Consider the following 26,634-nt stretch of genomic DNA (forward strand, 5'->3'; position numbering starts at 1 on the left):
GTCGACGAAGTCGTACGGCGTCGTCGGCCACCACCTCGGAACCTGCTGGCTGCCCATCCCTGCCCCCCGCTGGACGTCTGTGCGCTCATCCTTCCATCCGCGGTATGCCCGCGTGCGAATGCATCGGAGCGGCGCACGGACGTGTCGGAGCGGCTACCGGAGGTCGAGCCTCATGACCACGCGCGGGAAGCCTCCCGACACCGAATCGGTGTCGGCGACCTTCACGAAGCCCGCTCGCTCGAACAGCGTGCGGAAGCCGACGAAAGCCATCGTCTGGTCCACCCTCTCGCCGCGGTTGTCGACCGGGTAGCCCTCGATCGCCGGCGCCCCGCGCTCGCGCGCGAACGCGACCGAGCCGTCGAGCAGACGGGCGAGGACGCCCTTGCCGCGGTGCCCCGGACGCACACGCAGGCACCACACGCTCCACACCGGCAGGTCGTCGACGTGGGGAATCTTCCTGCTGCGTGCGAACTGCGTGTCGGCGCGCGGCGCGACGCCCGCCCAGCCGACCGGCTCGTCGCCGTCATACGCCAACACGCCCGGCGGCAGCTGGGATTCGCACATCCGCCGCACGAACTCGCCGCGCTCGGGCCCGACGAGAGACGAGTTGACCTTGGACGGGACCCGGTGGCTCAGGCACCAGCAGACGTTCGCGTCCGGATTCCGGGGCCCGACCAGCGTGCGCACGCCCTCGAAGTCGGTCGCGGGCCGCACCTCGATTCCCATGCGGGCAGCATGCCATCGACCACCGACGCCGGGAAGTCACTCGCCGCGCAGCACCGCCAGGGCATGGGCGAGGTCCGCGGGGTAGTCGGACCTGAACGTCACCCAGTCCCCCGTCGCGGGATGCGCGAACGACAGCTCATGGGCATGCAGCCACTGGCGCGTGAGTCCGAGGCGGGCGGACAGCGTCGGATCCGCGCCGTACAGCGGGTCGCCGACGCACGGATGACGGTGCGCCGCCATGTGCACGCGGATCTGGTGGGTGCGGCCCGTCTCGAGATGGATCTCCAGCAGCGACGCACCGGGGAACGCCTCGATCGTCTCGTAGTGCGTGATCGAGTCCTTGCCGTCGGGGGTGACGGCGAACTTCCACGAGTGGCTCGGGTGCCGTCCGATCGGGGCGTCGATCGTGCCGGCCAGCGGATCGGGATGCCCCTGCACGACCGCGTGATAGACCTTGTCGACCGTGCGCTCCTTGAAGGCGCGCTTCAGCACGGTGTACGCCTGCTCGGTCTTCGCGACCGCCATGAGGCCGCTCGTGCCGACGTCGAGCCGATGCACGACGCCCTGCCGCTCGGCCGCGCCGCTCGTCGCGACCCGGACGCCGGCGGCCGCGAGGGCGCCGAGGACCGTCGGTCCCTCCCACCCCAGCGACGGGTGCGCGGCCACGCCCGACGGCTTGTCGACGACGACGATGTGGTCGTCCTGGTACGCGATGCCGAGGTCCGGCACCTCGACCGCGATGACGCGCGGCTCCTCCTTCTCGCGCCACTCGACATCCAGCCACGCGCCGGCGTGCACGCGGTCGGACTTGCCGACCGTGGCGCCGTCCAGCTGCACGCCTCCAGCCTCGGCCACCTCGGCGGCGAACGTCCGCGAGAAGCCCAGCATCTTCGCGAGCGCGGCATCGACGCGCGAGCCGTCGAGCCCGTCGGGCACGGGAAGCCGGCGCGACGGCATCAGCTCTCCCGCGTGGCGTCGGCGTCGGCGGCTGCCTCCGCGGCGGCCTCGCTCGCCGGCTTGCGGCCGGATCCGTCCAGCGCGACGCCGAACAGGGTCAGCGCGGCGACCGTGATCATGCTGCAGACGATGAACACGTCGGCGACGTTGTAGATCGCCGGCATCATCCAGGGCGTCGAGATGAAGTCGACGACGTGTCCGACCGCGAATCCGGGCTCACGGAACAGGCGGTCGGTCAGGTTGCCGAGCACACCGCCGAGCAGCAGCCCGAGCACGACGGCCCAGACGCGCGAGCGGATGCGGGCGAAGGCGAGCCAGACGATGACGCCGGCGACGACCGCCAGGGCGATCGTGAAGATCCAGGTGACGCCCTCGCCGATCGAGAAGGCGGCGCCGGGGTTGAGCACGAGGTACCACTGGAGCGCCTCGCCGAGCACGGGAACCGGCGTCTGGAACTCGAGGGTGGTCAGGGCGAGGTGCTTCGCGAACTGATCGGCGGCCAGCACCAGGACCGCGAGGATCGCGATCGTGGTGCTGGCCGCCGCAGTGCGCAGAGGAGCGCGGACGGTCAAGACCGACTCAGAGGCCGATCGCCGAGACCGGCGTGTCGCCCGAGCTCGTGCCCGCGGTGTCGAGGTCGTGCAGCTTCGACTCGAAGTAGCTGCGCATCTGCGCCCGGTAGTCGCGCTCGAACTGGCGCAGCTCGGTGATGCGGCCCTCGAGCGTGGTGCGCTCGCGCTCGTACTTCTCGTTCAGCTCGCGCTGCTTCTGCTCGGCCTCCGAGCGGATGCGGTCGGCCTCGGCCTTCGCCTCGTCGACGAGCTGCTCGGCCATCTGGCGGCCCTCGGCGACGTGCTCGTCGTGCAGGCGCTGGGCGCGCTCGATGATGCTCGCGGCGCTCGTCGCGGTGCTCGACACGTCCGCGGCGGGCGCGGCAGGAGCGGGCGTGGGCTCCGGAGCCGGGGTCGGCTCGGGGGCGGGCGCCTCGGCGACGGGAGCGGCGGCCTCGGCGGGAGCGAGCTCGCCGGACTCGTACTTGGCGAGCTTGGCCTTCAGCTCGTTGTTCTCCTCGATCGTCTTGCGCCACTCGACGACGATCTCGTCCAGGAAGTCGTCGACCTCGTCCGGGTCGAAGCCCTCCTTGAACCGGACGTGCTGGAACTGCTTGGTGACGACGTCATCCGGCGTCAATGCCATGAGTGGCTCCTCTTCCCTGGGGTGTCTGTGGCCGTGGGCTGGGCCCTGGGCACTTCTCCGTCTGCAAGCATAACCGTCGGTTCCGGCGCCGCGAGAGGGGCGATCCGGACGCGCGTGTCACAAGGTCGTGAACGCGCGCGTGATCGACAGCAGCACGAAGCACAGCAGCATCGTCAGCGCGAACGCGAAGTCGATCGCGATGCCGCCCATCCGCAGCGGCGGGATGAACCGCCGGAAGAACCGGATCGGCGGATCCGTGAGGGTGTACGTCGCCTCGGCCACGACGAGCAGCGGTCCCTTGGGCCGCCACTCGCGGTTGAACACCGGGATGTACTCGAGCACAAGCCTCGCGAACAGCACGAGGATGTAGAGCAGGACGATGACGTTGAGGATCGAGGCGATCAGCCCGATGGGTCCCACGACGAGACGAGCGCCGTGCGTCAGGCCTGCGCGAAGGGCGCAGCCTCGGGGTCCGCGTGCGCGATCCCTCCGTCACCCGACACGGCGATGTTCTCGGGCGAGAGCAGGAAGACCTTGCTCGTGACGCGCTCGATGCGACCGTACAGGCCGAGCGACAGACCGCTCGCGAAGTCGATCAGGCGGCGCGCGTCGGCGTCGCTCATCTGCGAGAGGTTGATGATGACCGGGATGCCGTCGCGGAAGTGCTCCGCGATCATCTGCGCGTCGCGGTACTGCTTCGGGTGGACCGTGACGATCTCGTTCACGGCAGCCGCCGCGGGCTGGCGGACGACGGCCGGACGACGCAGCGGCGTGACGGGCGCGGGCTTGACGTCGTCATCGTGCGACTCGTCGCGCTCGCGATGCGCGCGCGAGGGCTGCTCCTGCACATCGTCGTACTCCTCCTCGTCGGCAAGGCCGAGGTAGACCATCGTCTTCTTGAGCGGGTTCGCCATGGCGTCCTCCGTAGTGTGCTCGTCTGTCTTGAGGCTACGCCCGGGGCGGGCGCTCCCCCGTGATTGCGGACCCGATGCGAAGGTGTGTCGCACCGCTCGCGATCGCCTCGGCGAAGTCGGCGGTCATCCCGGCCGAGATCCAGGTCGCGTCGGGCACGACCGCGCGCACGCGTTCCGCGTAGCCGGCCAGTCGCTCGAAGGCTGCGGCGGGCTGCTCGTCCAGCGGCGCGACCGCCATGACGCCGCGCAGCCGCAGCGTGTCGGACGCGGCGATGCGCTCGGCGAGCGCCTCGATGCCCTCGGGGGCGACTCCCCCTCGACCGGGGTCTTCCGTGAGGTTGATCTGCACGAGCGCGTCGAGCATCGGATCACCGGGCTCGGCCGCCGCGTCGAGCGCGTCCGCGAGCCGTGCGCGATCGACCGAGTGCACGACACGGGCGGCGCGTCGGATGGCCCTGGCCTTGTTCGTCTGGGCCTGACCGATGAAGTGCCACGTGAGATCCGCGAGGTCCGCGGTATCGGCGGACTTCCCACTCAGCTCCTGCTGGCGGTTCTCACCCACGTCGCGCACGCCCAGCACGTGCAGCTCGCGGACGAGCGTGGCCGGATGGAACTTCGTCACCACGATCCGGGTCAGCTCCCCCGGATCCCGTCCGACGGCGCGCGCGGCCTCGCCGATGCGGGCGTCCACATCGGCGAGGCGCTGCGCGAGATCCGGCATCCCCGATCCGTCCTGTCGGCGAGCGGCCTCGGGGGCCACTTACTTGAGGAAGTCGGGGATGTCGAGGTCGTCGTCGCCGAACGCCGAGTCGAAGCCCGCGTCGGGCAGCACGGGCGCCTGGGCGGCGACCGCGACGGGCTCGCGGGCCGGCTCGTCCTTCTTGCCGGCGTCCTCCGACGAGTTCGGAGTGATGCCGGTGCCGGGCAGCGTCGGCATCGGCGCGCGGCCGGAGACGTGCGCGGGCACGTCGAGGCGCTGCTGCGGCTCGCCGCCGTCGAAGCCCGCCGCGATGACCGTGACGCGCACCTCGTCGCCGAGCGTGTCGTCGATCACCGTGCCGAAGATGATGTTGGCCTCCGGGTGCGCGGCCTCCTTGACCAGCTGCGCGGCGTCGTTGATCTCGAAGATGCCGAGGTTCGATCCGCCCTGGATCGACAGCAGCACGCCGTGCGCGCCCTCGATCGACGCCTCGAGCAGCGGCGACTCCACGGCCAGCTCGGCCGCCTTGATCGCCCTGTCGGCGCCGCGCGCCGATCCGATGCCCATCAGCGCGGATCCGGCGCCCTGCATCACGGACTTCACGTCGGCGAAGTCGAGGTTGATCAGACCCGGCGTCGTGATCAGGTCGGTGATGCCCTGCACACCGGCGAGCAGCACCTGGTCGGCCGTGGCGAACGCCTCGACCATGGAGATGCCGCGGTCGCTGATCTCGAGCAGCCGGTCGTTCGGCACGACGATGAGCGTGTCGACCTCTTCCTTGAGGGACGCGACACCCGCCTCGGCCTGGCTCTGACGACGGCGGCCCTCGAACGAGAACGGCTTGGTCACGACACCGATCGTGAGCGCGCCGATCGACTTCGCGATGCGCGCCACGACCGGGGCGCCGCCCGTGCCGGTGCCGCCGCCCTCACCCGCCGTGACGAAGACCATGTCGGCGCCCGCGAGCGCCTGCTCGATCTCCTCCGCGTGGTCCTCGGCCGCGCGCCGACCCACCTCGGGATCGGCACCGGCACCCAGACCGCGCGTGAGCTCGCGGCCCACGTCGAGCTTGACATCAGCGTCGCTCATGAGCAGCGCCTGCGCGTCGGTGTTGACGGCGATGAACTCGACTCCGCGGAGACCGAGCTCGATCATGCGGTTGACGGCGTTCACGCCACCGCCGCCGACGCCGACGACCTTGATCACGGCGAGGTAGTTCTGGTTCTGGCTCATGCCGGCCTCCGTTTGCTCCGAACCACTGGTCTCATCCGGGCGTCTGAACCTTCACGTTGTAGATGAGGGTTAAAGTGTTGCCCGGTATGCAATTCCTTCCATGAAGGTATGCGCGGCCCCGCCGCACGCGCGGATTGGGCATGGGCGTGTCGCGAGTCGCGCCTGAAACACGCCGTGGCGGTCCCGGTGGGCGGCGCATCTGTCCGCCTGCGGCGCAGGAGGAACGCGCGTCAGCGCAGGATGAGCACGCCCGGCGAGGACACGTCGTAGTAGGGGTGGCCGTCGGGGGCCGCCAGCAGCACGCGCGCCTTCTCCGCCGCCTCGTCCGCGCTCCCCCACAGCACCTCGGTGCCGTCCGTGAGCGTGAGCGTGACGTCGTCCGGCGTCGTCGCCCGCGCGGACGCGACGAGGCCGTGCACGCTGTCGGGCAGGGAGCGCAGCACCTGCCCGACCGCCGCGAAGGCCGCCGAGGTCACGCCGCCGCGGGCCTCCAGCACCGGCTGCCCCTCGGGCTGCTCGTCGCTCGTGGAGAGCGCGACGCCGGCCGCGTCCACCACCGTGAAGCCCGCGTCCGACTTCACGACGCCGATCGGGGTCCGCTCCACGACCTTGACCAGCAGATCGTGCGGGGGGCGCGCCTCGAGCGTGTAGGTCTCGATCAGCGGGAAGGCCACGAGCGCGGCCTTCACCTCGGCATGGTCGACGAGCGGAAGCGGCCGGCCCATCTGGGCGGCGAGCGCCTGCTGCAGCGTCGCTTCGTCGAGCGCCTCCGCCCCCGTCACCGTGATGCGCTGCACCGCGAACAGCGGGCTGTACGCCGCGCCGACGCTGCCCACCACGAGCAGCAGGAGCGCGCCGATCGACACGAGCCAGATGGTGCGGCGCCGTCGCGACCGGGCCGTGAAGCGGCGGATCTCCGAGCGCAGCGCCCGCCGGCGTGCACGCGCTGCGCGCCAGACGTCGGCCCAGCCGGTGGCCCGGTCCGTGCGCGGCTCGCCCGGAGCCGCCGGATCCGCCGGTTCCCCGGCTCCGGCCTCCGCGGACGGGTACGCATCGTCGTCCGCCTCGGCATGCCGGCGGAACGGCAGCAGCGGCGCACGCCGGCGCGGCTCGTCCTGGATCGGCGGCAGGCCCTCCGGATCCGCGAGGGGGCGACGCTCGATGCGCTCCTCGGGAGGTGGCAGCGGCCCCGGACGCCTCACCGCGACTCGCTGCGCTCGCTCAGTGCCGCGGACGCGCCCGGCGTCGCGCCGTCGTGGTGCGGCGTCGGGGTGCGGAGGGACGCGAGCACCTGCGGGATGATCTGGTAGACGTTGCCGCAGCCGAGCGTGATCACGTAGTCGCCGTCGCGTGCGACGGACGCCGTGTAGTCCGCGGCCGCCTGCCAGTCGGCGACGAAGTGCACGCGCTCGGCGTCGCGGAAGGCACCGCTGACGAGCTCGCCCGTGACACCCGGGATCGGATCCTCGCGCGCGCCGTACACGTCGAGCACCACCGTGTGATCGGCGAGCTCCTCGAGCACCTGGGCGAACTCTCCCGCCATCAGCTGCGTGCGCGAGTACGTGTGCGGCTGGTGCAGCGCGATGATGCGCCCGTCCCCGACCACCGTGCGAGCCGCCGACAGCGCCGCCGCGACCTCGGTCGGATGGTGAGCGTAGTCGTCGTACACGCTCACGCCGCGCTCGGTGCCGTGCAGCTCGAAGCGGCGCACGGTCCCCTCGAACCCGGCGGTCACGGCATCGAGCGCGGGCTGCAGCTCGTGGCCGAGCGACACCAGCACGGCGACCGCGCCGGCGGCGTTGACGGCGTTGTGCTCGCCCGGCACCGCGAGGCGGCCGGAGGCGCTCCGGCCCCGGTGCGTGAGCGTGAACGCGACGGGCCCATCGGTCACGATGTCGGTGATCCGGACGTCGGCGTCGTCCGCCGTGCCGAACGTCACGACGTTCGCGTGGCTGAGCCCGGCGGTGACGCGGCGCGCTCCCTCGTCGTCGGACGAGATCACGACCGCCTCGCGTGCGGCGTCGGCGAACCGGACGAACGCGGCGTCGAAGGCCTCGTGCGAGCCGTAGTGGTCGAGGTGGTCGGCGTCGACGTTCGTGATCAGCACGATCGACGTGTCATAGAGCAGGAAGGAGCCGTCGGACTCGTCGGCCTCGATCACGAACGGCTCGTCGGCGCCCGTGCCGCTCGAGACCCCGAGGCCCGCGATCACGCCGCCGTTGACGAAGCTCGGATCGGCACCCAGGCCGCGCAGGCCGGTGACGATCATGCCGGTCGACGTGGTCTTGCCGTGCGCGCCGGCGACCGCGACGAGGCGGCGGCCGCCGATCAGCCAGTGCAGCGCCTGCGAGCGGTGGATGATCGGCAGGCCGCGTTCCTTCGCCAGCAGGTACTCGGGGTTCTCGGGCCAGATCGCGCCCGAGAAGATCACGGTGTCGGCGTCGCCCAGGTTCGCCGCGTCGTGACCGACGTGCACGGTGGCACCCAGCGCCGCCAGCTCGCGCAGGTTCTGACTGTCGGAGCGATCGGATCCGGAGACCTTCACGCCGCGCGCGAGGAACATGCGGGCAAGGCCCGACATGCCGGATCCGCCGATGCCGATGAAGTGCGCCGCACCGATGTGAGCGGGGATCGGGGTGCTGAGGTCGGGTCTGATCATGGCCCTGCAAGTCTAAGTCGGCCCGCCTGCAGGCGGCCGTCGGCGCGCGGGCGGGCGTGCGCCTCAGAGGACGCGGCCGAGCGCGCGGTCGAGCTGCGCGATGACGTTCTCCGTGCCACGGCGCGTGCCGGCGTTCTGGGCGGCCGCCGACATGCCGGCGAGACGCCGGTCGTCGCGCAGCAGCGGCAGGATCTCCGAGCGCACGCGCTCGGGGGTGAAGGCCGCGTCGTCGATCAGGATCGCCGCGCCCGCCGACACCGAGGACGACGCGTTCAGCCGCTGCTCGCCGTTGCCGACGGCGTACGGCACGTAGACGGCGGGGATGCCGAGGGCGGCGACCTCGCTCACCGTGGAGGACCCCGCCCGCGAGACGATCAGGTCCGCGAGCGCGAACGCGAGGTCCATGCGGTCGAGATAGCGGACCATCGCGTACCCGTCGACGCCCGGATCCTCGAGGTCGGATCGCTCCCCCGTCGCGTGCAGCAGCTGCCAGCCCGCGTCGAGGATGTCGCGCCACGACCCGGCGAGGGTCTCATTGATCCGGCGGGCGCCCAGCGACCCCCCGAACGCGAGCAGCGTCCTCCGGTCGGGGTCGAGGCCGAAGAAGTCGGCGGCCTCGGCGCGCCGTCCCGCGCGGTCGAGGTCCACGATCTCGCGGCGCAGCGGCATGCCGACGACCTCCGCGCGGCGCAGCGGCGTGCCGGGGAACGTGACGCCGACGGCTGCCGCGCGGCGCGCGCCCAGCACGTTGGCGAGCCCGGGGCGCGCGTTCGCCTCGTGCACCACGAACGGGATGCGCTCGCGGCGCGCCGCCACGTATGCCGGGGCGGAGGCGTAGCCGCCGAAGCCCACGACGACATCGACGCCGCGATCTCGGATGTACCCGCGCACCCGGCCGACCGCGCGCGGGAAGCGCACGGGGAACGCCGCGGCCGCGCCGTCCGGGCGGCGCGGGAACGGGACCTTCTCCACGATCAGGAGCTCGTAGCCGCGCTCGGGGACGAGCCGCGACTCGAGCCCCTCCTGCGTGCCCAGGACGAGCACATCGGCGTCCGGTTCGCGCAGGCGCAGTCCGTCCGCGACGGCGAGCAGGGGGTTCACATGACCGGCGGTGCCACCGCCGGCGAGAAGGTACGTCGTCACCGATCGATTCTCTCAGGCGCCGCGGGCAGCGTCCGGCAGAACGCCAGCAGCACGCCGCACGCCACGAGGATCGCGATGAGCGAACTGCCTCCTGCCGACAGGAACGGCAGCGGCACGCCGAGCACCGGGAACACCCGCAGCACCACGCCGATGTTGATGAGGGCCTGCCCGAGGATCCACACCGTGATGCCGCCCGCGGCGATCTTGACGAACAGGTCGTCGCTGTTGCGGATGAGCCGGAACGCGCCGACGGCGAACGTCGCGAACAGCAGCAGCACCGCCACGCACCCGATCAGGCCCAGCTCCTCGCCGACGATCGCGAAGATGTAGTCGTCTCCCGCGGCGGGCAGCCAGTTGTACTTCTCGACCGAGTTGCCGAGTCCCACGCCGAACACCCCGCCGCTCGCCAGTCCCCAGATGCCGTGCGTGGACTGGTAGCACTCGTTGAGGTAGTCGCAGTCCTCGTTGAACATGCTGAGGATGCGCTTCATGCGGTTCTCGCTCGTGACGGCGTAGCCGACCACGCCCACCACGCCGAGAAGCAGCGGCAGCACGAAGATGCGCAGGTTCACGGTCGAGAAGAACAGGGCGCCGAGCAGCACGAGCACCATGATCATCACGGTGCCGAGGTCATGTCCCGCGATGACCGTGCCCATCGCGAGGCCGGCGACCGGCACGAGCGGGATGATCACGTGCTGCAGCCTGCCGAGCTTCGCGCGCTTGCGGTACAGGATCATCGCGGTCCACAGCGCGAGTGCGAGCTTCAGGAACTCCGACGGCTGGAGTGAGAACCCCGCGATGGCGATCCAGTTGCGGTTTCCGCCGGCCTCCACACCCAGACCCGGCACGAAGACCAACAGCTGCAGGCAGATCGCGCCGATCAGCATCAGCCATGCGGACTTGCGGAAGAACCGCACGGGCAGCCTGCTCGTGACGAACATCAGGGCGAGGCCCAGCAGGGCGAACACGCCCTGCTGCATGCCGTCGTTGTAGGGGCTCTTGCCCTCGCTGAGCGCCGAGGCCGTCGTGGCCGACGTCACCATCACGATGCCGAAGCCCGTCAGCAGCAGCGCCGACGACACGATCAGCAGGAACTCGAGCGGCACGGGCGCGAAGACCCGGCCCAGCGAGACGCGGGCGGTCAGTGCGCCCGAGCGCGTCGCGTCCTGCGGGTCAGCGCTCTTCGCCGGGCGCGTCGTCCTCGGGGGTCGCGTCGTGGTGCTCATCCGCTCCCCCTCCGATCCGTGCCCTCACCGCGGCGGCGAAGCGCGCGCCGCGGTCGTCGTATCCCGTGAACTGATCGAACGATGCGGCGGCGGGTGCCAGCAGCACCACGTCTCCGTCTCGCGCGATCCCGGCCGCCAGCTCGACGGCCCGGTTCATGACTGTCTCAGTCTCGGCGTGGTCGACCTCGAAGACCGGCACCGCGGGCGCGTGTCGCGCGAAAGCCGCGACGACCTCGCCGCGTTCCACGCCGATCACGATCGCTGCCCGGCTGGCCGGTCCGCGCTGGGCCACGAGGGCGCCGATGTCGACGCCCTTCAGCTGGCCGCCCACGATCCACACCGCGCCCGGATAGGCCGCGAGCGACGACGCCGCCGCGTGCGGGTTCGTCGCCTTCGAGTCGTCCACCCAGGTCACGCCGCCCTCGCGCGCGACGACCTCGATCCGGTGCGGGTCGAGGCGGAAGCCCTCGAGCGCCGAACGGATCGCGGCGGGCGGCACGTCGAGCGACCGTGCGAGCGCGGACGCGGCGAGGATGTTCGCGACGATGTGCGGCGCCGCGAGGCCGCGTTCGGCGAGCGCCCCCACGGTCGTGAGCTCGAGGGCGGACGTGCGGCGCTCCTCCAGGAACGCGCGGTCGACGAGGATGCCCTCGATCACGCCGAGATCGCTGGGCCCGGGGACGCCGAGGTCGAAGCCGATCGCGCGGGCGCCCTCCACGACCTCCGCGTCCTCGACCATGCGCATCGTGGCCTCGTCGGCCTTGTTGTACACGGCGGCGACCTTCGTGTTGCGGTACACGACGGCCTTCGCATCGCGGTAGGCCTCGAACGAGCCGTGCCACACCAGGTGGTCGTCCGCGAGGTTCAGGCACACGGCCGCGTGCGGCGACGGCGAGCCGACCCCTTCCTCGAGCCCGAGATACCACAGCTGGTGGCTCGACAGCTCGACGACGAGCACGTCGAAGCCGGCCGGATCGCGGACGGCGTCGAGGATCGGCACGCCGATGTTGCCGCACGGCGCGGCGCGCAGGCCGCCCTCGACGAGCATCGTGGCGGTCAGGCGCGTCGTGGTGGTCTTGCCGTTCGTGCCGGTGATGAAGATCCACTCGGCCGGCGTGCCGTCGGGGCGCGGCACCTTGTCGCGCACGCGCCAGGCGAGCTCGATGTCCCCCACAGCGCCACGCCGCTCTCGCGCGCCCACGTCACGACCGGGTGAGACGGCGGGAAGCCGGGCGAGGCGACGACGACCTCGGGATCGAACATACGCAGCTCGGCCGGGACGTCATCGAGCGAGCCCTGCCACAGGCGCGCGCCGATGACCGGCACGAGCCGCGCGTACTCCTCGGCGGCCGTCTCGGTGACCACCAGCACGTCCGCGCCGAGCTCGGCGAGCGTGTCGGCGACCGAGAATCCGGTCGACGCGAGGCCGAGCACGGCGACGCGCAGGCCCTTCCAATCGGCGTTCCAGCTGGTCAGGGAATCGATGCGTTCGCTCATGTGCGGCTGAGCCATTCGACGTAGAAGAGACCGATGCCGCTGACGGACAGCAGGCCGGCGATGATCCAGAATCGCGCGACGATCGTGACCTCGGGCCAGCCGCGCATCTCGAAGTGGTGATGGATCGGACTCATCAGGAACAGCCGCTTGCCACGCGTCAGCTTGAAGTAGAGCCGCTGCAGGATGACCGACCCGGACGAGATCACGAACAGACCGGCGATCAGGAGGCCGAGCAGCTCGGTTCGCGTCAGCACCGCCATGGCGGTCACGACGCCGCCGATCGCCATCGACCCGACGTCGCCCATGAACACCTGCGCCTTGGGCGCGTTCCACCACAGGAAGCCGACGAGGCCGCCCACCACCGCGGCCGCGACGACCGCGAGGTCGAGCGGATCGCGCGTGCTGTAGCAGGCCTGCAGCAGCTCGGGCTCGAGCAGCACGCGCGTGCACGCCTGATTGAACTGCCAGAACGCGATCAGGCTGTACGCCCCCACGACGAAGATGCCCGCGCCGGCCGCGAGGCCGTCCAGACCGTCCGTGAGGTTGACGCTGTTGGAGAAGCCCGTGCCGAGCAGCGACAGCCAGACGAGGTACAGCAGCCAGCCGAGAACCGGGCCGAGCGCCATGAACGACAGCACGGGGATGTCGCGGAACAGCGAGACGTAGCCCGTGCCGGGGGTCTGGCCGTACGCGTTCTCGAAGTTCAGCGCGGCGATCGCGAACGGCACGATCGCGATGACCTGGCCCGCGATCTTGCGCCATCCGCTCAGGCCGTCGTAGTGATCCTGCTTCACCTTCAGGTAGTCGTCGATGAAGCCCACGGCACCGAACGACAGCATGAGCCAGATCACCAGCCAGCCCGACGGGGTCGGCGGGTTGCCGCCCGCCCAGCAGCCGACGAGATAGCCGATCACCGTGCCGACGATGAAGATCGTGCCGCCCATGGTGGGCGTGCCGCGCTTGACCTCGTGGTCGGGGGCGAGCATCTTCGCGCTCGCGACGCGGATGGGCTGGGCCCAGCCCCAGCGGCGGAACAGCCGCAGGAACACGGGCGTCAGGAACAGGGAGAACGCCAGGGAGATCGCCGCTGCCGTCAGAAGTGATCTCACGAGAACGATTCTCCCAGACGATCGCCGAGGAACCGGAGCCCGGCCGCGTTGGACGACTTCACGAGCACGGAGTCGCCGGGACGCAGCTCGTCCTGGAGGTAGGCGAACGCCTCGTCCGCCGTCTCGAAGAAGACGGCCTCGCCGCTCCACGAGCCCTCCGCGATCGCCGCGAGGTACAGCGCGCGGGCGTCCTGTCCGACGACGACGATGCGCGGGATGCGCAGCCGCACGGCGAGCAGGCCGATCTTCATGTGCTCCTCGACCGAGTGCTCGCCGAGCTCGCTCATGGCCCCGAGCACCGCGACCATGCGCTCGTCCGGCCCGCTGATCTGCGCGAGCGTGCGCAGCGCTGCCGCGACCGCATCGGGGCTCGCGTTGTAGGCGTCGTTGATGATCCGGACGGGCGACTGCGTGAGCACCTGCATGCGCCAGCGCTCGGCGAGCTCGACCGTCTCGATGCGCTCGACGGCGGCCTCGGGGGCGACGCCGAGCGCGGCCGCCGCCGTGATCGCCGCGAGGGCGTTCTTGACGTGGTGCGCACCCAGCACGCGCAGGTGCAGCGGCAGCTCCCGCCCGCCGACCGTGACGGTCGTGCGGGTGCCGGAGGCCGTCACCTCGAGCGCGCCCGAGCGCACGTCGGCCGTCTCGGCCTCTCCGAACCAGCGCACCTCGAGGTCGCGCTCCTGCGCGATCGAGGCCATGCCCGCCACGCGGGGGTCGTCGGCGTTCAGGACGGCAACGCCGCCGCGGCGCACGGCCCGCACCAGCTCGGACTTCTCGCGGACGGTGCCGTCGAGTCCTCCGAAGCCGCCCGCGTGCGCCATGCCGATCATCAGCACGACGCCGACGTCGGGCGTCACGAGTCCCGCGAGCCGCGCGATCTGCCCGTGCCCGTCCGCCCCGAACTCGCACACCAGGAAGCGGGTGTCGTGCGTCACTCGCAGCATGGTGAGCGGCGCGCCCACGGCGTTGTTGTACGAGCCCTTGGGCGCGACGGTCTCGCCCTCGGGGCGCAGGATCGTCGCCAGCAGGTTCTTCGTCGTCGTCTTGCCGTTCGAGCCGGTGATCCCCACGATCTTCAGCGCGCCGCCGGCGCGCACGCGCGCCACGACCTCGCGCGCGAGATCCGCGATCGCGAGCACGACGTCCGGGACGACGATCTGCGTGACCGGCTCGTCGACGACGCGCTCGACGAGCGCGAGCACCGCGCCCGCCTCGACGGCCTTGCCGACGAACAGGTGGCCGTCGGTCGTCTCGCCGGGCTTGGCGACGAAGACCGCTCCGGGCGTCATGGCGCGCGAGTCGGTGTCCACGTCGCCGGAGACGACCGTCTCCGGCGTCGCGTCGCCGTGCAGGTGCAGCCGTCCTCCGATCGCCTCCGCGATCTCCGAGAGCGTCAGGGCGATCATGCGGCGAACGCGATCATCAGGGCAGGCCGGATCATTCGGATGGTGTACCTCCGTGGTGCTCGCTCTGCCCCGGGCACGGGGTGGCGCATCACTTCAACATCGGGAGCTTGGTCTCGGGCTCCGTGCGGCCCGGCGGGACACGGTAGGACTGCAACACGTAGGCCATCGCCTTCTGCATCGCGGGCGCCGTGGCCGCAGACGAGGTTACCCGCTTGGGCTCGTCGAGCGTAATCATGACCACGTACTGCGGGTCGTCCGCCGGGGCGAACCCGACCATGCTCGTGAAGTACACGCCGGGCTTGTACCCGCCGCCCTCGGCAGGCTTCTGCGCCGTGCCGGTCTTGGTCGCGATGCTGTAGCCGGGCACCTTGATCTGCTCGGCGACCGAGCTCTGGAACGCGACGTTCTCGAGCATGAGCTGCAGCTGCTGCGCCGTGCCCTCGCTGATCACGCGCTCCGGCTCCGCCGTCTCCGCCGCCGTCACCTCGCCGTCCGGGGTCGTGCACGACTCGACGAGCTGCGGAGCGACGCGCACGCCGTCGTTGGCGATGGTCTGGTAGGCGCTCGCCACCTGCGGGATCGTGGCGGTGAACGCCTGCCCGAACGTCGTGGCGTAGTGCTGCTGGTTGTCCCATTCGGCGGGAGGCGCGATCCAGCCGTTCTGCTCCCCCGGGAACCCGACCACGGCGCCGCCTCCGATGCCGAACTTCTGCAGCCACTCGTAGCGCTTCTGCTCGGGCAGCATCTCGCCGAACTTCGACAGCGCCACGTTCGACGAGTCGATCAGGGCACCGGCGAGCGTGTAGGTCTGCTCGGGGTGCGGGTGCGAGTCCCCGAGGCGGGCGCCGTTGGGGAACTCCTCCCAGTCCTTTGCCGTCACCGTGCTGAGCGGGTTCGCCACGCCCTCCTCGAGCAGCGAGGCGGCGGTGATGGCCTTGAAGGTCGAGCCCGGCTCGAAGGTCGTGCCGAACACGAGCGAGCCGCGATATGCGGGATCCGTCCCGGCCACGTCGTTCGGGTCCATGGCCGGGTACTGCGCGGCCGCCCGGATCTTCCCGGTCTTGACCTCCTGGATGTAGACGGTGCCCGAGATCGCCTTCTGGTTCTGCGTCTCCTCGGCGATCATCTGCTCCATGTACCACTGCAGATCGGAGTCGATCGTGAGCTGCACCTGACCGCCGTCGGTCGCGGGGGTCACCTGCTCCGATCCGGGGATGCGGATGCCGTCGGTCCTGCCGATCTGGTAGGTCTCCTCGCCGTCCTTCGCCTCGAGGCAGTCGTTCTGCCAGCGCTCGACGCCCGCGAGCGCCTCGCCGTCGTTCGACTCGAAGCCGAGCAGGTTGCCGCCCACCGCCCCGTTCGGGTAGGACCGCGACGGGCGCGGGTCGTAGGTGAGGTACGGCACCTCGAGCTCGCGCAGCGCCTGGTACTGCGCCGTCGAGACACCGCGCGTCAGCTCCGCCCACTGCGACTCGGGCTCGTTCGCCTTCTTGTCCGCGACGATCCGCTTGATCTCCTCGACGTCCATGCCCACGATCTGCGCGATCAGCGCGGCCTGCTCGTCCCACGTCTGCAGGTGCTCGGAGCCGTCCTCGGCCGTGCGCTCGATGTCCGCCACGAGCGTCGGATCGATGTTGACGTCGTAGCGCATGGTCGAGCTGGCCAGCACGACGCCGTTCTCGTCGACGATCGTGCCGCGCGTGCCGAACAGCTTCTCGTAACCTGCCCGCTGGTCGACGGAATCGGCGCGGTGCTCCTCCGCGTGCACGACCTGGATGTCGATCAGGCGCACGACGAAGCCGCCCAGCACGGTCAGCACGATGGCGGCCGCCACCATGGTGCGGCGACGCGACGAGCGTTTGGCGATCGGATTCATCGGCTCCCCTGGCGCATGCGGGTTTCGTCGGATCGGTGGGTCAGCGGGTGGTCGGGCTCGGCAGGCCCTCTGTCAGAGGCGGCGGCAGCTCCGCCTCGGCCTTCTTCTCGGTCTCTGCGGACGGCGTGTCGTCCGTGCTCTCGTCGTCTTCCTTCGCGCTCCCCGAGGTCGCCTCGGCGTCCGCCGTGACCGCGGAGCGCTCCAGCAGGGCGTTGCCGACGGCCGCACGTCCCTTCGCATCCACGGTGGACTTCGCGCCGGCGGCAGCGCCGTCACCGGTGATCTTGCCGTCGCTGAGGCGCAGACTGCTGGGCGGCACGCTGTCGATCACCATTCCGAGGCCTGCCGCGCTGGCCGCGAGGTTCTGCGGCGAGCTCAGCCCCGCCACCTCGTCGCGCAGCTCCTGTGCCTGAAGGGTGGCGGCGCGGCGCTCCTGGTTCAGCGCGGCGAGCTCGTACGACGACTGCGTGGTCAGCACCGACAGGCTCATCTGCGCGATCGCGATCGCCACGGCTCCGGCGAACGCGACGATCGCGTAGCCCAGTCGCGGACGACGACGCGCAGGGGCGTCGGGCACCGCCTGCAGGCGACGGCGCGGCGCGCCCGTCGGCTCGGGGCGGACCTGGGGACGGGCGGCCCGGACGTCGACCGCCGTGTTCGCGAGACTCATGCCGCCTCCCTGATTCGTTCGATGGCGCGCAGGCGCACGGGCTTCGCGCGCGGGTTGCGCGCGGCCTCCTCGTCGCTCGCGAGCTCCGCGCCCTTGACGAGCAGGCGGAACTGCGGAGCGTGCTCGGGAAGCTCGAAGGGCAGCCCCGGCGGGGCCGTGGACGTCGTCGCCTCGGCGAAGAGCCGCTTGACGAAGCGGTCCTCGAGCGACTGGTACGACAGCACGACGAGCCGCCCGCCCACGGCGAGCGTGCCGAGCGCCGCGGGGATCGCGCGCTCGAGTGCCGCGAGCTCGCCGTTCACCTCGATGCGCAGCGCCTGGAACACGCGCTTGGCGGGGTGGCCCGCGTTCTTCAGCGCCGCGGGGGTCGCGGCCTGCAGGATGTCCACGAGCTGCCCGGAGCGCGCGATCGGCGCCGCCTGCCGGGCGGCGATGATCGCGCGGGCGTAGCGGGCGGCGAGCTTCTCCTCGCCGTAGCGCTCGAAGATGCGACGCAGGTCGCCCTCGCCGTAGGTGGCGACGACATCCGCCGCGGTGAAGCCCTGCGTGGGGTCCATGCGCATGTCGAGCGGCGCATCCTGCGCATAGGCGAAGCCGCGGTCGGCCTCGTCGAGCTGCAGCGACGACACGCCCAGGTCGTACAGGATCGCGTCCGCGTGGTCGTGGCCGGCGTCGCGAAGCGCCTCGGCGATGCCGTCGTACACCGTGTGCACGAGCGAGATCCGGTCGGCGAACGGCGCGAGGCGCTCACCGGCGATGCGGAGCGCGTCGGGGTCGCGGTCGAGTCCGACCTGCCGGATGTCCGGGAAGCGCTCGAGGAAGGCCTCGGAGTGGCCGCCCATGCCGAGCGTGCCGTCGACGTACACGGCGGTCCGCCCGGCGTCGACGGCGTGCCGCAGGGCGGGGCCCAGCAGCTCGACGCAGCGCTCGAGCAGGACGGGGGTGTGGATGTCGCGGTGGTTCATGATGCTTCGGGTCTGAGGTCGAGGCTCTCCCCCGGCTCCGATCCCCAACCGCTCGACCTGGCGCCGGGGAAGTGCGTCAGGGCTGCGGGTGGGGGTCGCAACCGGGGGCTCGTGTCTCAGAACAGTCCCGGGATCACCTCCTGCTCCATCTCCGAGTAGCTCTCCTCGTTGCTCTCCAGGTAGGCGTTCCAGGCGGCCGCGTCCCAGATCTCGGCGTGCGCCCCGACGCCCGTCACGACGAGCTCCTTCTCGAGCCCGGCGTAGGTGCGCAGGTGCTGCGGGATCGTGATGCGGTTCTGTCCATCGGGGGTCTCGGCGCTCGCTCCCGACAGGAACATGCGCAGGAAGTCGCGGGCCTGCTTGTTGCTGAGCGGCGCCTGTCGCACACGCTCGTGCACCTGCTCGAACTCGGACGTGCTGAACACGTACAGGCATCGCTCCTGGCCACGGGTGACCACGACGCCGCCTGCGAGCTCCTCACGGAACTTGGCAGGGAGGATGACGCGGCCCTTGTCGTCGAGCTTGGGGGTGTGGGTACCCAACAGCACTGGCCATCACCCCCTCCGTCCGGCCTGTTCCGAGGTAGCCCCCACTTTACTCCACTCTTCCCCACTGTCTAGAGGAAATCCGCACCGATTCGCGTCGTGTCGCGCCGAGGAGGCCCGCAATTCCGCGGTGGAGCGCGGGTGGGGCGCGGTGGAGGGAAATCCGGCTCCCGAACTCTCACGTGCCCGGATGGGGAGCCTCGACGCACGAAAAAAGCGCCGACCCGAAGGTCGGCGCTTGATCTGGAGGGAAGTGGAGGCTAGCCGTCGCCGTTCTGACGGCGCTCCCAACGCTCGTTCATCCGGTCCATGAAGGAGGAGCCGGAACGGGGGGCGCGGGGCGCGCGGCCGGTGCCCGTGCGCGGCGTCTGCGCCCCGCCTCTCACCGGCCTCACGGCGAGGATGACGCCGCCCAGCATGGCGGCGAAGCCCGCGACGCCGAGCACGAGCCCCAGCGGCAGGCTCGTCCGCCACAGCGCGATGCCGGCGATCACCGCACCGAGACCGGCCAGCACGACGAGCGCGCCGATGATCAGGTTGCGGTAACTCAGAACCTGTGCGCCCGCGGGCGCGCTCACGACATCGGCGTCGTTCTGCATGAGATGGCGCTCCATCTCATCGAGAAGGCGCTGCTCCTGTTCGGAGAGTGGCATCGTGTCCCCCTCAGGTGATGGCTGAGCCTCATTCTAGTCTCGGCCCGGAGAACTAGGCTAGGCCTGTGACCCCTTCGCTCCCCCTTATCGAAGCGATCTCCCAGCGTCTCGATAAGTTCACGGCGGAGCGCAAGGACGAAGCGGCCGAATTCGGCGATGAGGGCCTCGCCTTCGTGAGTGACGCCGCCTCGAGTCTGCAGGGCGGCAAGCGCCTGCGCGCCCGCTTCGCGTGGTGGGGCTGGCGCGGCATCGCGAGCGACGCGGACGCCGACGCAGACGCCGTGATCGACGCCTGCGCGGCGCTCGAGATCTTCCAGGCCGCCGCGCTCGTGCACGACGACCTGATCGACAACTCCGACACGCGCCGTGGCCGCCCCTCCGCGCACCGCGCGCTGGAGACCCGGCATCGCGAAGCGGGCTGGACGGGAGACGCGGAGTCGTTCGGCCGCGCCGGCTCCGTGCTCCTCGGCGACCTCCTCGTGGCCTGGAGCGACGACCTGTTCGAGGATGCGCTCGCGGCCCTTTCCTCGCCCGTCGCGGCGATCGCCGCGCGCGCCGAATACGCGCGGATGCGCCGCGACGTCACCGTCGGCCAGTTCCTCGACATCGCCGAGGAGTCGGCATGGAGCACGGCGCCGGAGGACGCGCATGCCGAGCGTGCACTGCGGATCGCGTCGTACAAGTCCGCGCGCTACAGCGTGCAGCAGCCGCTCGTGATCGGCGGCGCGCTGGCGAGCGGCGACGGATCGCGCCTGCGCGCGCTGCGCGCGTTCGGACATCCCCTCGGCATGGCGTTCCAGCTGCGCGACGACGTGCTGGGCGTGTTCGGCGATGCGCACGAGACCGGAAAGCCGGCAGGCGATGACCTGCGCGAGGGCAAGCGCACCGCGCTCGTCGCCTTCACGCGCGCCGCCGCTTCGGGCGCGGACCGGGCGCGGTTCGACGCCGCGCTCGGCGACCCCGCGATGAGCGATCAGGACGTCGCCTGGCTGCGGGACCTCATCGCCTCCAGCGGCGCGCTCGCGCGCGTGGAGCAGCTGATCTCCGACTACGCCGCCCAGGCCGACGACGCACTCGCATCGGCCGGGCTGCAGCCCGAGGCCGCGCGCGAACTGCACGCGCTCGCCCGCGCCGCCGTCGAACGCCGCGCCTGAGCGGCGCCGCGACGGCGCCGGGGTTCAGGCGAGGGTCTGGGCGACCCGCCGCACCTCCGCCTTGCGACCGGCGCGCAGAGCCTCGATCGGCGCGACGCCGATCGACTCCTCGACGGTGAGGAGCCAGTCGATCGCGTCGTCGTCGCTGAAGCCGGCGTCGTGCAGCACGAACACGGTGCCGCGCAGGGAGGACAGCACGTCGCCGTCGACGAAGAAGACCGAGGGGATCTTGAGCGCCCCCTCGCGCCTCGATCCGACGAGCGCGTTGTCGTCGAGCAGCCGGCGCACGCGACCCGGCGTCTCGCCGATCAGCTCGGCGACGTCGGGGATGCTGAGCCACTCGGTCTGGATCCGTGAGAAGTCTTGCGCGGTCACCCTGCCACTATCTCATCCGGCGGGCGGCGCGGTCTTCTCCCGGCGGCACGCGCAGGCCTGCGTTCGAATCCGGATTCACATGAGTCACATAAGCAACAGCAGTCGCGAACACCTCTCTCATAACACGAGTCACGCCCGATACCACTGGTTGACACGTTTTCACTTCCGTGACACGGTTTCTTGAGTCAGACATTCGGCAGACCCGCGCTGAACGTCCATAAGAGGGGAACCCATCGTGCACCGTCGTACTCCTGCACGCGCCAGCCACGCCAAGGCGAGCCAGCCGATGCGCTCACTGCTGACCACCGTCCCGGTGGCCATCGCGGGATCCATCGCGCTCTCGCTCGGCGCCACGCCGGCCGCGGCTGCCGACGTGAAGACGCGCGACGGCGTGCGCGAGGGGCACAACCGCACGGATGCGTTCGGCTCGGTGGTTGGCGCCAATGCGGTCAAGGCCGCGCCGGCGCCTCGCGTGGAGACCGCGGTCCGCACGGCCGCCGCCCCCACGACCCACGTGGTGCAGCCGGGCGACACGGTCACCCGGATCGCGATCCGCGCGGGCCTGCGCACCATCGACGTCCTGACGTGGAACAACCTGAGCTGGTCGAGCACGATCTACCCCGGTCAGGTGCTGCGCCTGACCAAGTCCGGCACCGCCGCCGCGAAGCCCGCGGCCGCGAAGCCGGTCGCCAAGCCCGCGGCCGCCGCGGCGACGTACACGGTCAAGGCCGGCGACACCGTGTGGGGCATCGCGCACCACCACAAGACGACGGTCGACGCCATCCTGCGCGCCAACGGTCTGAGCTCCGCGGCGGTCATCTACCCCGGACAGAAGCTCAAGGTGAGCGGTTCGGCGACCTCCGCCCCCGCGGCGACCCCCGCCCGCCCGGCGCCCGTCGCCACGCCGAAGCCCGCCGCCGCGCCCGCGTCGAGTGGAGCGACCTACACGGTCAGGGCCGGCGACACGGTGTGGGGCATCGCACAGAAGCACGGCGTGAGCATCGCCACGATCATCCGCGCGAACGGACTCGACAGCGTGGCCACGATCTTCCCCGGGCAGAAGCTGAAGGTCGGCGCCGCGGCGGCCGCTCCGGCGCCGGCGCTCGTGTCCTCCCCCGCTCCTGCGGCGGCGCCCGTCAAGGCCGTCAGCGGCAAGACGCACGAGGTCAAGGCCGGCGACACGCTGTGGGCCATCGCGCACAAGCACGGCACCACCGTCTCGGCGATCCTCAAGGCCAACGGCCTGTCGAGCGGCGCGATCATCTACCCCGGGCAGAAGCTGAAGCTCTCGGGCGCCACCGCCGCCCCCGCGGCCGTCTCGAAGCCCTCGGCCGGCTACTCCGAGGACCCGCGCGTTCAGCGCTCGGCCGTCCTCGACGCCCAGCAGGTCGAGAACGCCCGCATCATCATCAGGGTGGGGCGCGACATCGGCGCATCCGACAAGGCGATCGCCATCGCGCTGGCGACCGCAATGGTCGAGTCGGGCATCCGCAACCTGAACTACGGCGACCGCGACTCGCTCGGCCTGTTCCAGCAGCGTCCGAGCGCCGGCTGGGGCACCCCGGAGCAGATCCGCGACCGCGTGCGCGCCACGCGCGTGTTCTTCGGCGGCGCGCAGAACCCCAACAAGGGCAAGACCCGCGGCCTGTACGACATCAAGGGCTGGGAGAAGATGGAGTTCACGAAGGCCGCCCAGGCCGTGCAGATCTCCGCGTTCCCCAACCGCTACGGGCAGTGGGAGACCGCCGCGTACGGCTGGCTCCGCCAGCTCGGCTGACGCCTCGCGCGGCGAGCCGGATGACTCAGAGCGCCGCGAGCGGGACGAGGGGGCGCCTCAGACGGCCCGCCTCCCTCCCGGCATCCGCGGGTGCGCCGCTCCCCGGCTCCCCAGGAGCCCGAACGTAGAATTCAGACGTGAGCACGAGTCAGCAGGTCGATCCCCTCATCGGGCGGCTTGTCGACGGCCGCTACCGCGTGCGCGCCCGCATCGCGCGCGGCGGCATGGCCACGGTCTACGTCGCGACCGACCTGCGGCTCGAGCGGCGCGTCGCCCTCAAGGTGATGCACGGGCATCTCAGCGACGACAGCGTGTTCCAGAGCCGCTTCATCCAGGAGGCCCGCTCGGCGGCCCGTCTGTCGGACCCGCACGTCGTGAACGTGTTCGACCAGGGACAGGACGGCGAACTCGCCTACCTCGTCATGGAGTACCTGCCGGGCATCACGCTGCGCGAGCTCCTGAAGGAGCAGCGTCGGCTCACCGTGACGCAGACGATCACCATCATGGACGCGGTGCTGTCGGGCCTGGCGGCCGCCCACCGCGCGGGACTCATCCATCGCGATGTGAAGCCCGAGAACGTGCTGCTCGCCGAGGACGGCCGGATCAAGATCGGCGACTTCGGGCTCGCGCGCGCCTCGTCGGCGAACACCGCCACCGGTCAGCAGCTGCTCGGCACGATCGCGTACCTCGCGCCCGAGCTCGTCACCCGGGGCACGGCGGACGCGCGCAGCGACATCTATGCGCTCGGCATCCTGCTCTACGAGATGCTCGCCGGCGAGCAGCCGTACAAGGGCGAGCAGCCCATGCAGATCGCGTTCCAGCACGCGACCGACTCGGTGCCCCGGCCGAGCGTGAAGAACCCCGGCGTGCCGGAGCAGCTCGACGAGCTCGTGCTGTGGGCGACCGAGAAGAACCCCGACGAGCGTCCCTCCGACGCGCAGGAGATGCTCGAGCGGCTGCGCGAGATCGAGAGGGAGCTCGGCATCGCTCCCCTGCCCACGCGCTCCGCCCCCGCGTTCGAGACCCGCGTGCTGCCCTCCGAGGCGGGCGCTTCGGGCGCGACGAAGATCCTCCCGGGCGGCCTCGTCTCCACGGGCGAGATCACGGGCGAGGTGGGCGACACCGGGCCGGTCGAGGAGACGGACAACGCGTCGCGCCTGCGCCGCCGCGCGGAGCAGCGCAAGCGCCGCGGCGGTCTGCTGATCGCTCTTGTGCTGCTGCTCGCGGCCGCCGCGGGCGGGATCGGCTGGTGGTTCGGCTCGGGCCCCGGCTCGCAGGTGCAGGTGCCGGATGTGGCGGGCATGACCTTCGCCGAGGCCCAGCAGCTGCTGGCCGATGTCGAGCTCGTGGCCGTTGAGGACTCCGACGACGACCCGTACGTGCCTGCGGGGCAGGCGATCCGCACGGAACCGGAGATCGGGACGCCGACCGACAAGGGCGGCGATGTGCGCGTCTTCATCTCGACGGGGCCCGCGGAGGTCACCCTCGACTCCTTCGAGGGCCTCGCTCTCGCCGACGCGCAGGCTCTCCTCGACGAGAGGGTCATCACGTACGACGACGCCGAGAACCTCCTGCTGTTCTCGGACGCGCCGGCCGAGCAGGTGATCGGCCTCGACATCATCCCCGCCGGCACCGAGGAGCGCGTGGACTGCTTCGAGGGCTGCACGGTGCACGAGGGCGATGTCGCCGACTTCGTCGTCTCCCTCGGCCCGCTGCCGGCGAGCGCAGGCATGCCGATCACCGACGCCCAGTCGGCCCTCGAGGACGCGGGCCTGGCGGTCACGGTGACCAAGGAGTTCTCGGGCGACCGTCCCGCCGACACCGTTCTTCGCATCGAGCCGCGCGCCGAGGAGGGCAACTGGCGCCCGGGTGACGAGATCACCCTCGTGCAGTCGCTCGGGCCGCTGCCCGAGGTCGCGGGCATGCCGGCCGCACAGGCCGTGCAGACGCTGCGGGATGCGGGGCTCGAGCCGAGCGTCACCGAGGAGTACAGCAACTCCGTCGCCCTGGACGCCGTGATTCGCGTCGAGCCTCGTGCGGAGGCGGGCAACTGGCGCCCCGGCGACCGGATCACTGTCGTGCGATCGCTCGGCGTGCAGCTGTTCGAGGTGCCGAACGTCGTGGGTCTCACCCGCGACGAGGCGGTCGCTGCGCTTTCCGAGCACTTCGAGGTGTCGGGCGTCGTGTTCCCCTGGAACATCGCGGTCAACGACCTCACCGAGGTGAAGTCGCAGTCGGTGCCCGGCGGTGAGCGGCATCCGCAGGGCACGGCTGTAGAGATCGCGATCGACGTCCGCGACTGACGGGCGCCGCAGCGGCGAGCCGCTGTCCGCTCCGCGGGTCAGCGGAGGTGAGGGGATCCGGCGGCAGAGCAGGGGTGAGCCTGCGAACCGGGCCCCAGCTCTGCTGACGGATGCCCCACCGCAGCGGAAGCCCCTGCGCTCGCACCCGCGGCGGCAACCCCGTGGGGGCTTCCGCCGCGGGTCACGACGACGGCGTCAGCGCTTCTCGAGCTCTTCCGCGACGAGGAAGGCGAGCTCCAGCGACTGCATGTGGTTCAGACGTGGGTCGCACAGCGACTCGTACCGGGTCGCGAGCGTCGCCTCGTCGATCTGCTCGGAGCCGCCCAGGCACTCGGTCACGTCGTCGCCCGTGAGCTCGACGTGGATGCCGCCGGGGAAGGTCCCGACCGCGCGGTGCGCCTCGAAGAATCCGCGCACCTCGTCGATCACATCGTCGAAGCGGCGGGTCTTGTAGCCGGTCGGCGTCGTGATGCCGTTGCCGTGCATGGGGTCGGTGACCCACAGCGGCTTCGCACCCGAGTCCTTGACGGCCTCGAGCAGCGGCGGCAGCGCGTCGCGGATCTTCCCGGCGCCCATGCGGGTGATGAAGGTCAGACGCCCGGGCTCGCGCTCGGGGTCGAGCTTGTCGATCAGCGCGAGCGCCGTGTCGGGGCTCGTCGTCGGGCCGAGCTTCACGCCGATCGGGTTGCGGATGCGCGAGAAGTAGTCGACGTGCGCGCCGTCCAGGTCGCGCGTGCGCTCCCCGATCCACACGAAGTGCGCCGACGTGTTGTAGGGCGTGCCGGTGCGCGAGTCGATGCGGGTCAGAGGGCGCTCGTAGTCCATCAGCAGGCCCTCGTGGCCCGTGTAGAACTCGACGCGCTTCAGCTCGTCGAAGTCGGCGCCCGCCGCCTCCATAAACTTGATGGCGCGGTCGATCTCGGCCGCAAGCCGCTCGTAGCGCTGGTTCGCGGGGTTCTCGGCGAAGCCCTTGTTCCAGGAGTGCACCTCGCGCAGGTCGGCGAAACCGCCCTGCGTGAACGCCCGGATCAGGTTCAGGGTCGACGCGGACGTGTGGTACGCCTTCAGCAGGCGCTGCGGGTCGGGCGTGCGGGACACGGCCGTGAAGTCGTAGCCGTTGGCGATGTCGCCGCGGTAGGCCGGCAGCGTGACGTCGCCGCGCGTCTCCATGTCGCTCGAGCGCGGCTTGGCGAACTGTCCCGCCATGCGGCCCATCTTGATCACGGGCATCGATGCGCCGTAGGTCAGGACGACCGCCATCTGCAGCAGCGTCTTGACGCGGTTGCGGATCTTGTCGGCCGTGGCGCCCGCGAAGGTCTCGGCGCAGTCGCCGCCCTGGAGCAGGAACGCGCGGCCGGACGCCGCCTGGGCGAGTCGGTCCTTGAGGCTGTCGACCTCGCCTGCGAACACGAGCGGCGGCTGCTGGGCGAGCTCGGCCGAGACGCGCTCGACCTCGGCATAGTCGGGCCACTCCGGCTGCTGCTTGATCGGGAGAGAGCGCCAGGCGTCGAGGGCGCTCGGATCGAGGCGAGCCGTGCTGTGCATG

24 protein-coding genes and 1 pseudogene are annotated in these 26,634 nt (G+C 71.2%); 3 read left to right on the forward strand and 22 right to left on the reverse strand.

The features are described from left to right. Positions 1–153 precede the first annotated feature (153 nt). The 20 genes and pseudogenes from BJP60_RS09345 to BJP60_RS09440 form a co-directional block, all read right to left on the reverse strand. The gene (locus tag BJP60_RS09345; protein WP_203135512.1) at positions 154–726 is read right to left on the reverse strand and encodes a GNAT family N-acetyltransferase; all 573 of its coding nucleotides are present in this window, start codon (positions 724–726) and stop codon (positions 154–156) included. 36 nt (positions 727–762) lie between these two features. Then, complete coding sequence (locus BJP60_RS09350; RefSeq protein WP_203135513.1) at positions 763–1,683, reverse strand: RluA family pseudouridine synthase; 921 nt, start codon at positions 1,681–1,683, stop codon at positions 763–765. Next, the gene (locus tag BJP60_RS09355) at positions 1,683–2,255 is read right to left on the reverse strand and encodes a signal peptidase II (protein WP_203135514.1); all 573 of its coding nucleotides are present in this window, start codon (positions 2,253–2,255) and stop codon (positions 1,683–1,685) included. The genes BJP60_RS09350 and BJP60_RS09355 overlap by 1 nt, the downstream gene beginning before the upstream one ends. Before the next feature lie 7 nt (positions 2,256–2,262). Next, positions 2,263–2,880 carry a DivIVA domain-containing protein gene (locus tag BJP60_RS09360; RefSeq protein WP_203135515.1) on the reverse strand — a complete coding sequence of 206 codons (618 nt, stop codon included), beginning with the start codon at positions 2,878–2,880 and terminating at the stop codon, positions 2,263–2,265. A 117-nt stretch (positions 2,881–2,997) separates the two neighbouring features. Next, on the reverse strand, positions 2,998–3,300 hold the full coding sequence (locus BJP60_RS09365; RefSeq protein ID WP_203135516.1) for a YggT family protein: 303 nt from the start codon (positions 3,298–3,300) through the stop codon (positions 2,998–3,000). 20 nt (positions 3,301–3,320) lie between these two features. Beyond that, entirely contained in the window at positions 3,321–3,794 is a 474-nt protein-coding gene (locus BJP60_RS09370; protein ID WP_203135517.1) for a cell division protein SepF, read from the reverse strand. Positions 3,795–3,828: 34 nt separating this feature from the next. After that, positions 3,829–4,515: a YggS family pyridoxal phosphate-dependent enzyme gene (locus BJP60_RS09375; protein WP_203135518.1), complete on the reverse strand. Its 687-nt coding sequence runs from the start codon at positions 4,513–4,515 to the stop codon at positions 3,829–3,831. A gap of 39 nt (positions 4,516–4,554) precedes the next feature. Next, positions 4,555–5,727 carry a cell division protein FtsZ gene (gene ftsZ, locus BJP60_RS09380; protein WP_203135519.1) on the reverse strand — a complete coding sequence of 391 codons (1,173 nt, stop codon included), beginning with the start codon at positions 5,725–5,727 and terminating at the stop codon, positions 4,555–4,557. 230 nt (positions 5,728–5,957) lie between these two features. Continuing rightward, positions 5,958–6,929: an FtsQ-type POTRA domain-containing protein gene (locus tag BJP60_RS09385; RefSeq protein ID WP_238439362.1), complete on the reverse strand. Its 972-nt coding sequence runs from the start codon at positions 6,927–6,929 to the stop codon at positions 5,958–5,960. Continuing rightward, entirely contained in the window at positions 6,926–8,386 is a 1,461-nt protein-coding gene (gene murC / locus BJP60_RS09390) for a UDP-N-acetylmuramate--L-alanine ligase (RefSeq protein WP_203135520.1), read from the reverse strand. Before murC ends, BJP60_RS09385 begins: the two co-directional genes overlap by 4 nt. A gap of 63 nt (positions 8,387–8,449) precedes the next feature. After that, positions 8,450–9,529, reverse strand: a complete 1,080-nt coding sequence (locus BJP60_RS09395) for a UDP-N-acetylglucosamine--N-acetylmuramyl-(pentapeptide) pyrophosphoryl-undecaprenol N-acetylglucosamine transferase (protein WP_203135521.1) — start codon at positions 9,527–9,529, stop codon at positions 8,450–8,452. After that, a complete protein-coding gene (gene ftsW, locus BJP60_RS09400) occupies positions 9,526–10,755 on the reverse strand; it encodes a putative lipid II flippase FtsW (protein WP_203135522.1) in 1,230 nt (409 codons plus the stop codon). The genes BJP60_RS09395 and ftsW overlap by 4 nt, the downstream gene beginning before the upstream one ends. Beyond that, positions 10,703–12,252 (reverse strand): annotated as a pseudogene (gene murD / locus BJP60_RS09405) (UDP-N-acetylmuramoyl-L-alanine--D-glutamate ligase). The gene ftsW and the pseudogene murD overlap by 53 nt, the downstream one beginning before the upstream one ends. Continuing rightward, positions 12,249–13,361: a phospho-N-acetylmuramoyl-pentapeptide-transferase gene (mraY, locus tag BJP60_RS09410; RefSeq protein ID WP_203135523.1), complete on the reverse strand. Its 1,113-nt coding sequence runs from the start codon at positions 13,359–13,361 to the stop codon at positions 12,249–12,251. The pseudogene murD and the gene mraY overlap by 4 nt, the downstream one beginning before the upstream one ends. Further along, complete coding sequence (locus BJP60_RS09415; RefSeq protein WP_203135524.1) at positions 13,358–14,770, reverse strand: UDP-N-acetylmuramoyl-tripeptide--D-alanyl-D-alanine ligase; 1,413 nt, start codon at positions 14,768–14,770, stop codon at positions 13,358–13,360. The genes mraY and BJP60_RS09415 overlap by 4 nt, the downstream gene beginning before the upstream one ends. Positions 14,771–14,858: 88 nt before the next feature. Beyond that, entirely contained in the window at positions 14,859–16,646 is a 1,788-nt protein-coding gene (locus tag BJP60_RS09420; protein WP_203135525.1) for a peptidoglycan D,D-transpeptidase FtsI family protein, read from the reverse strand. Between the two features lie 40 nt (positions 16,647–16,686). Further along, the gene (locus BJP60_RS09425) at positions 16,687–17,316 is read right to left on the reverse strand and encodes a hypothetical protein (RefSeq protein WP_203135526.1); all 630 of its coding nucleotides are present in this window, start codon (positions 17,314–17,316) and stop codon (positions 16,687–16,689) included. After that, positions 17,313–18,281 (reverse strand): 16S rRNA (cytosine(1402)-N(4))-methyltransferase RsmH, encoded by a 969-nt coding sequence (gene rsmH / locus BJP60_RS09430; protein ID WP_203135527.1) that lies wholly within the window; start codon positions 18,279–18,281, stop codon positions 17,313–17,315. Before rsmH ends, BJP60_RS09425 begins: the two co-directional genes overlap by 4 nt. Positions 18,282–18,397: 116 nt before the next feature. Continuing rightward, positions 18,398–18,829, reverse strand: coding sequence for a division/cell wall cluster transcriptional repressor MraZ (gene mraZ, locus BJP60_RS09435; protein WP_203135528.1), 432 nt, complete (start codon positions 18,827–18,829; stop codon positions 18,398–18,400). 257 nt (positions 18,830–19,086) lie between these two features. Further along, positions 19,087–19,479 carry a DUF3040 domain-containing protein gene (locus BJP60_RS09440; RefSeq protein WP_203135529.1) on the reverse strand — a complete coding sequence of 131 codons (393 nt, stop codon included), beginning with the start codon at positions 19,477–19,479 and terminating at the stop codon, positions 19,087–19,089. Positions 19,480–19,544: 65 nt separating this feature from the next. Here BJP60_RS09440 and BJP60_RS09445 point away from each other — a divergent pair, with 65 nt between their 5' ends. Continuing rightward, positions 19,545–20,633, forward strand: coding sequence for a polyprenyl synthetase family protein (locus tag BJP60_RS09445; protein WP_203135530.1), 1,089 nt, complete (start codon positions 19,545–19,547; stop codon positions 20,631–20,633). A gap of 24 nt (positions 20,634–20,657) precedes the next feature. Here the strand turns inward: BJP60_RS09445 and BJP60_RS09450 are convergent, their stop codons facing one another. Then, positions 20,658–21,008, reverse strand: coding sequence for an Rv2175c family DNA-binding protein (locus BJP60_RS09450; RefSeq protein ID WP_238439363.1), 351 nt, complete (start codon positions 21,006–21,008; stop codon positions 20,658–20,660). A 286-nt stretch (positions 21,009–21,294) separates the two neighbouring features. Between BJP60_RS09450 and BJP60_RS09455 the strand changes: the two genes are divergently transcribed. Both BJP60_RS09455 and pknB read left to right on the forward strand, forming a co-directional pair. After that, entirely contained in the window at positions 21,295–22,785 is a 1,491-nt protein-coding gene (locus BJP60_RS09455) for a LysM peptidoglycan-binding domain-containing protein (protein WP_203135531.1), read from the forward strand. Positions 22,786–22,922: 137 nt separating this feature from the next. Beyond that, positions 22,923–25,088, forward strand: coding sequence for a Stk1 family PASTA domain-containing Ser/Thr kinase (gene pknB / locus BJP60_RS09460; RefSeq protein WP_203135532.1), 2,166 nt, complete (start codon positions 22,923–22,925; stop codon positions 25,086–25,088). Between the two features lie 195 nt (positions 25,089–25,283). On the opposite strand, the gene BJP60_RS09465 is transcribed toward pknB, so the two are convergent. Continuing rightward, a complete protein-coding gene (locus tag BJP60_RS09465; RefSeq protein ID WP_203135533.1) occupies positions 25,284–26,633 on the reverse strand; it encodes a class II 3-deoxy-7-phosphoheptulonate synthase in 1,350 nt (449 codons plus the stop codon). Position 26,634: the final 1 nt, after the last annotated feature.

The sequence above is a fragment of the Microbacterium sp. JZ31 genome, assembly GCF_016805985.1.
In the GTDB taxonomy this organism is placed as follows: Bacteria; Actinomycetota; Actinomycetes; order Actinomycetales; family Microbacteriaceae; genus Microbacterium.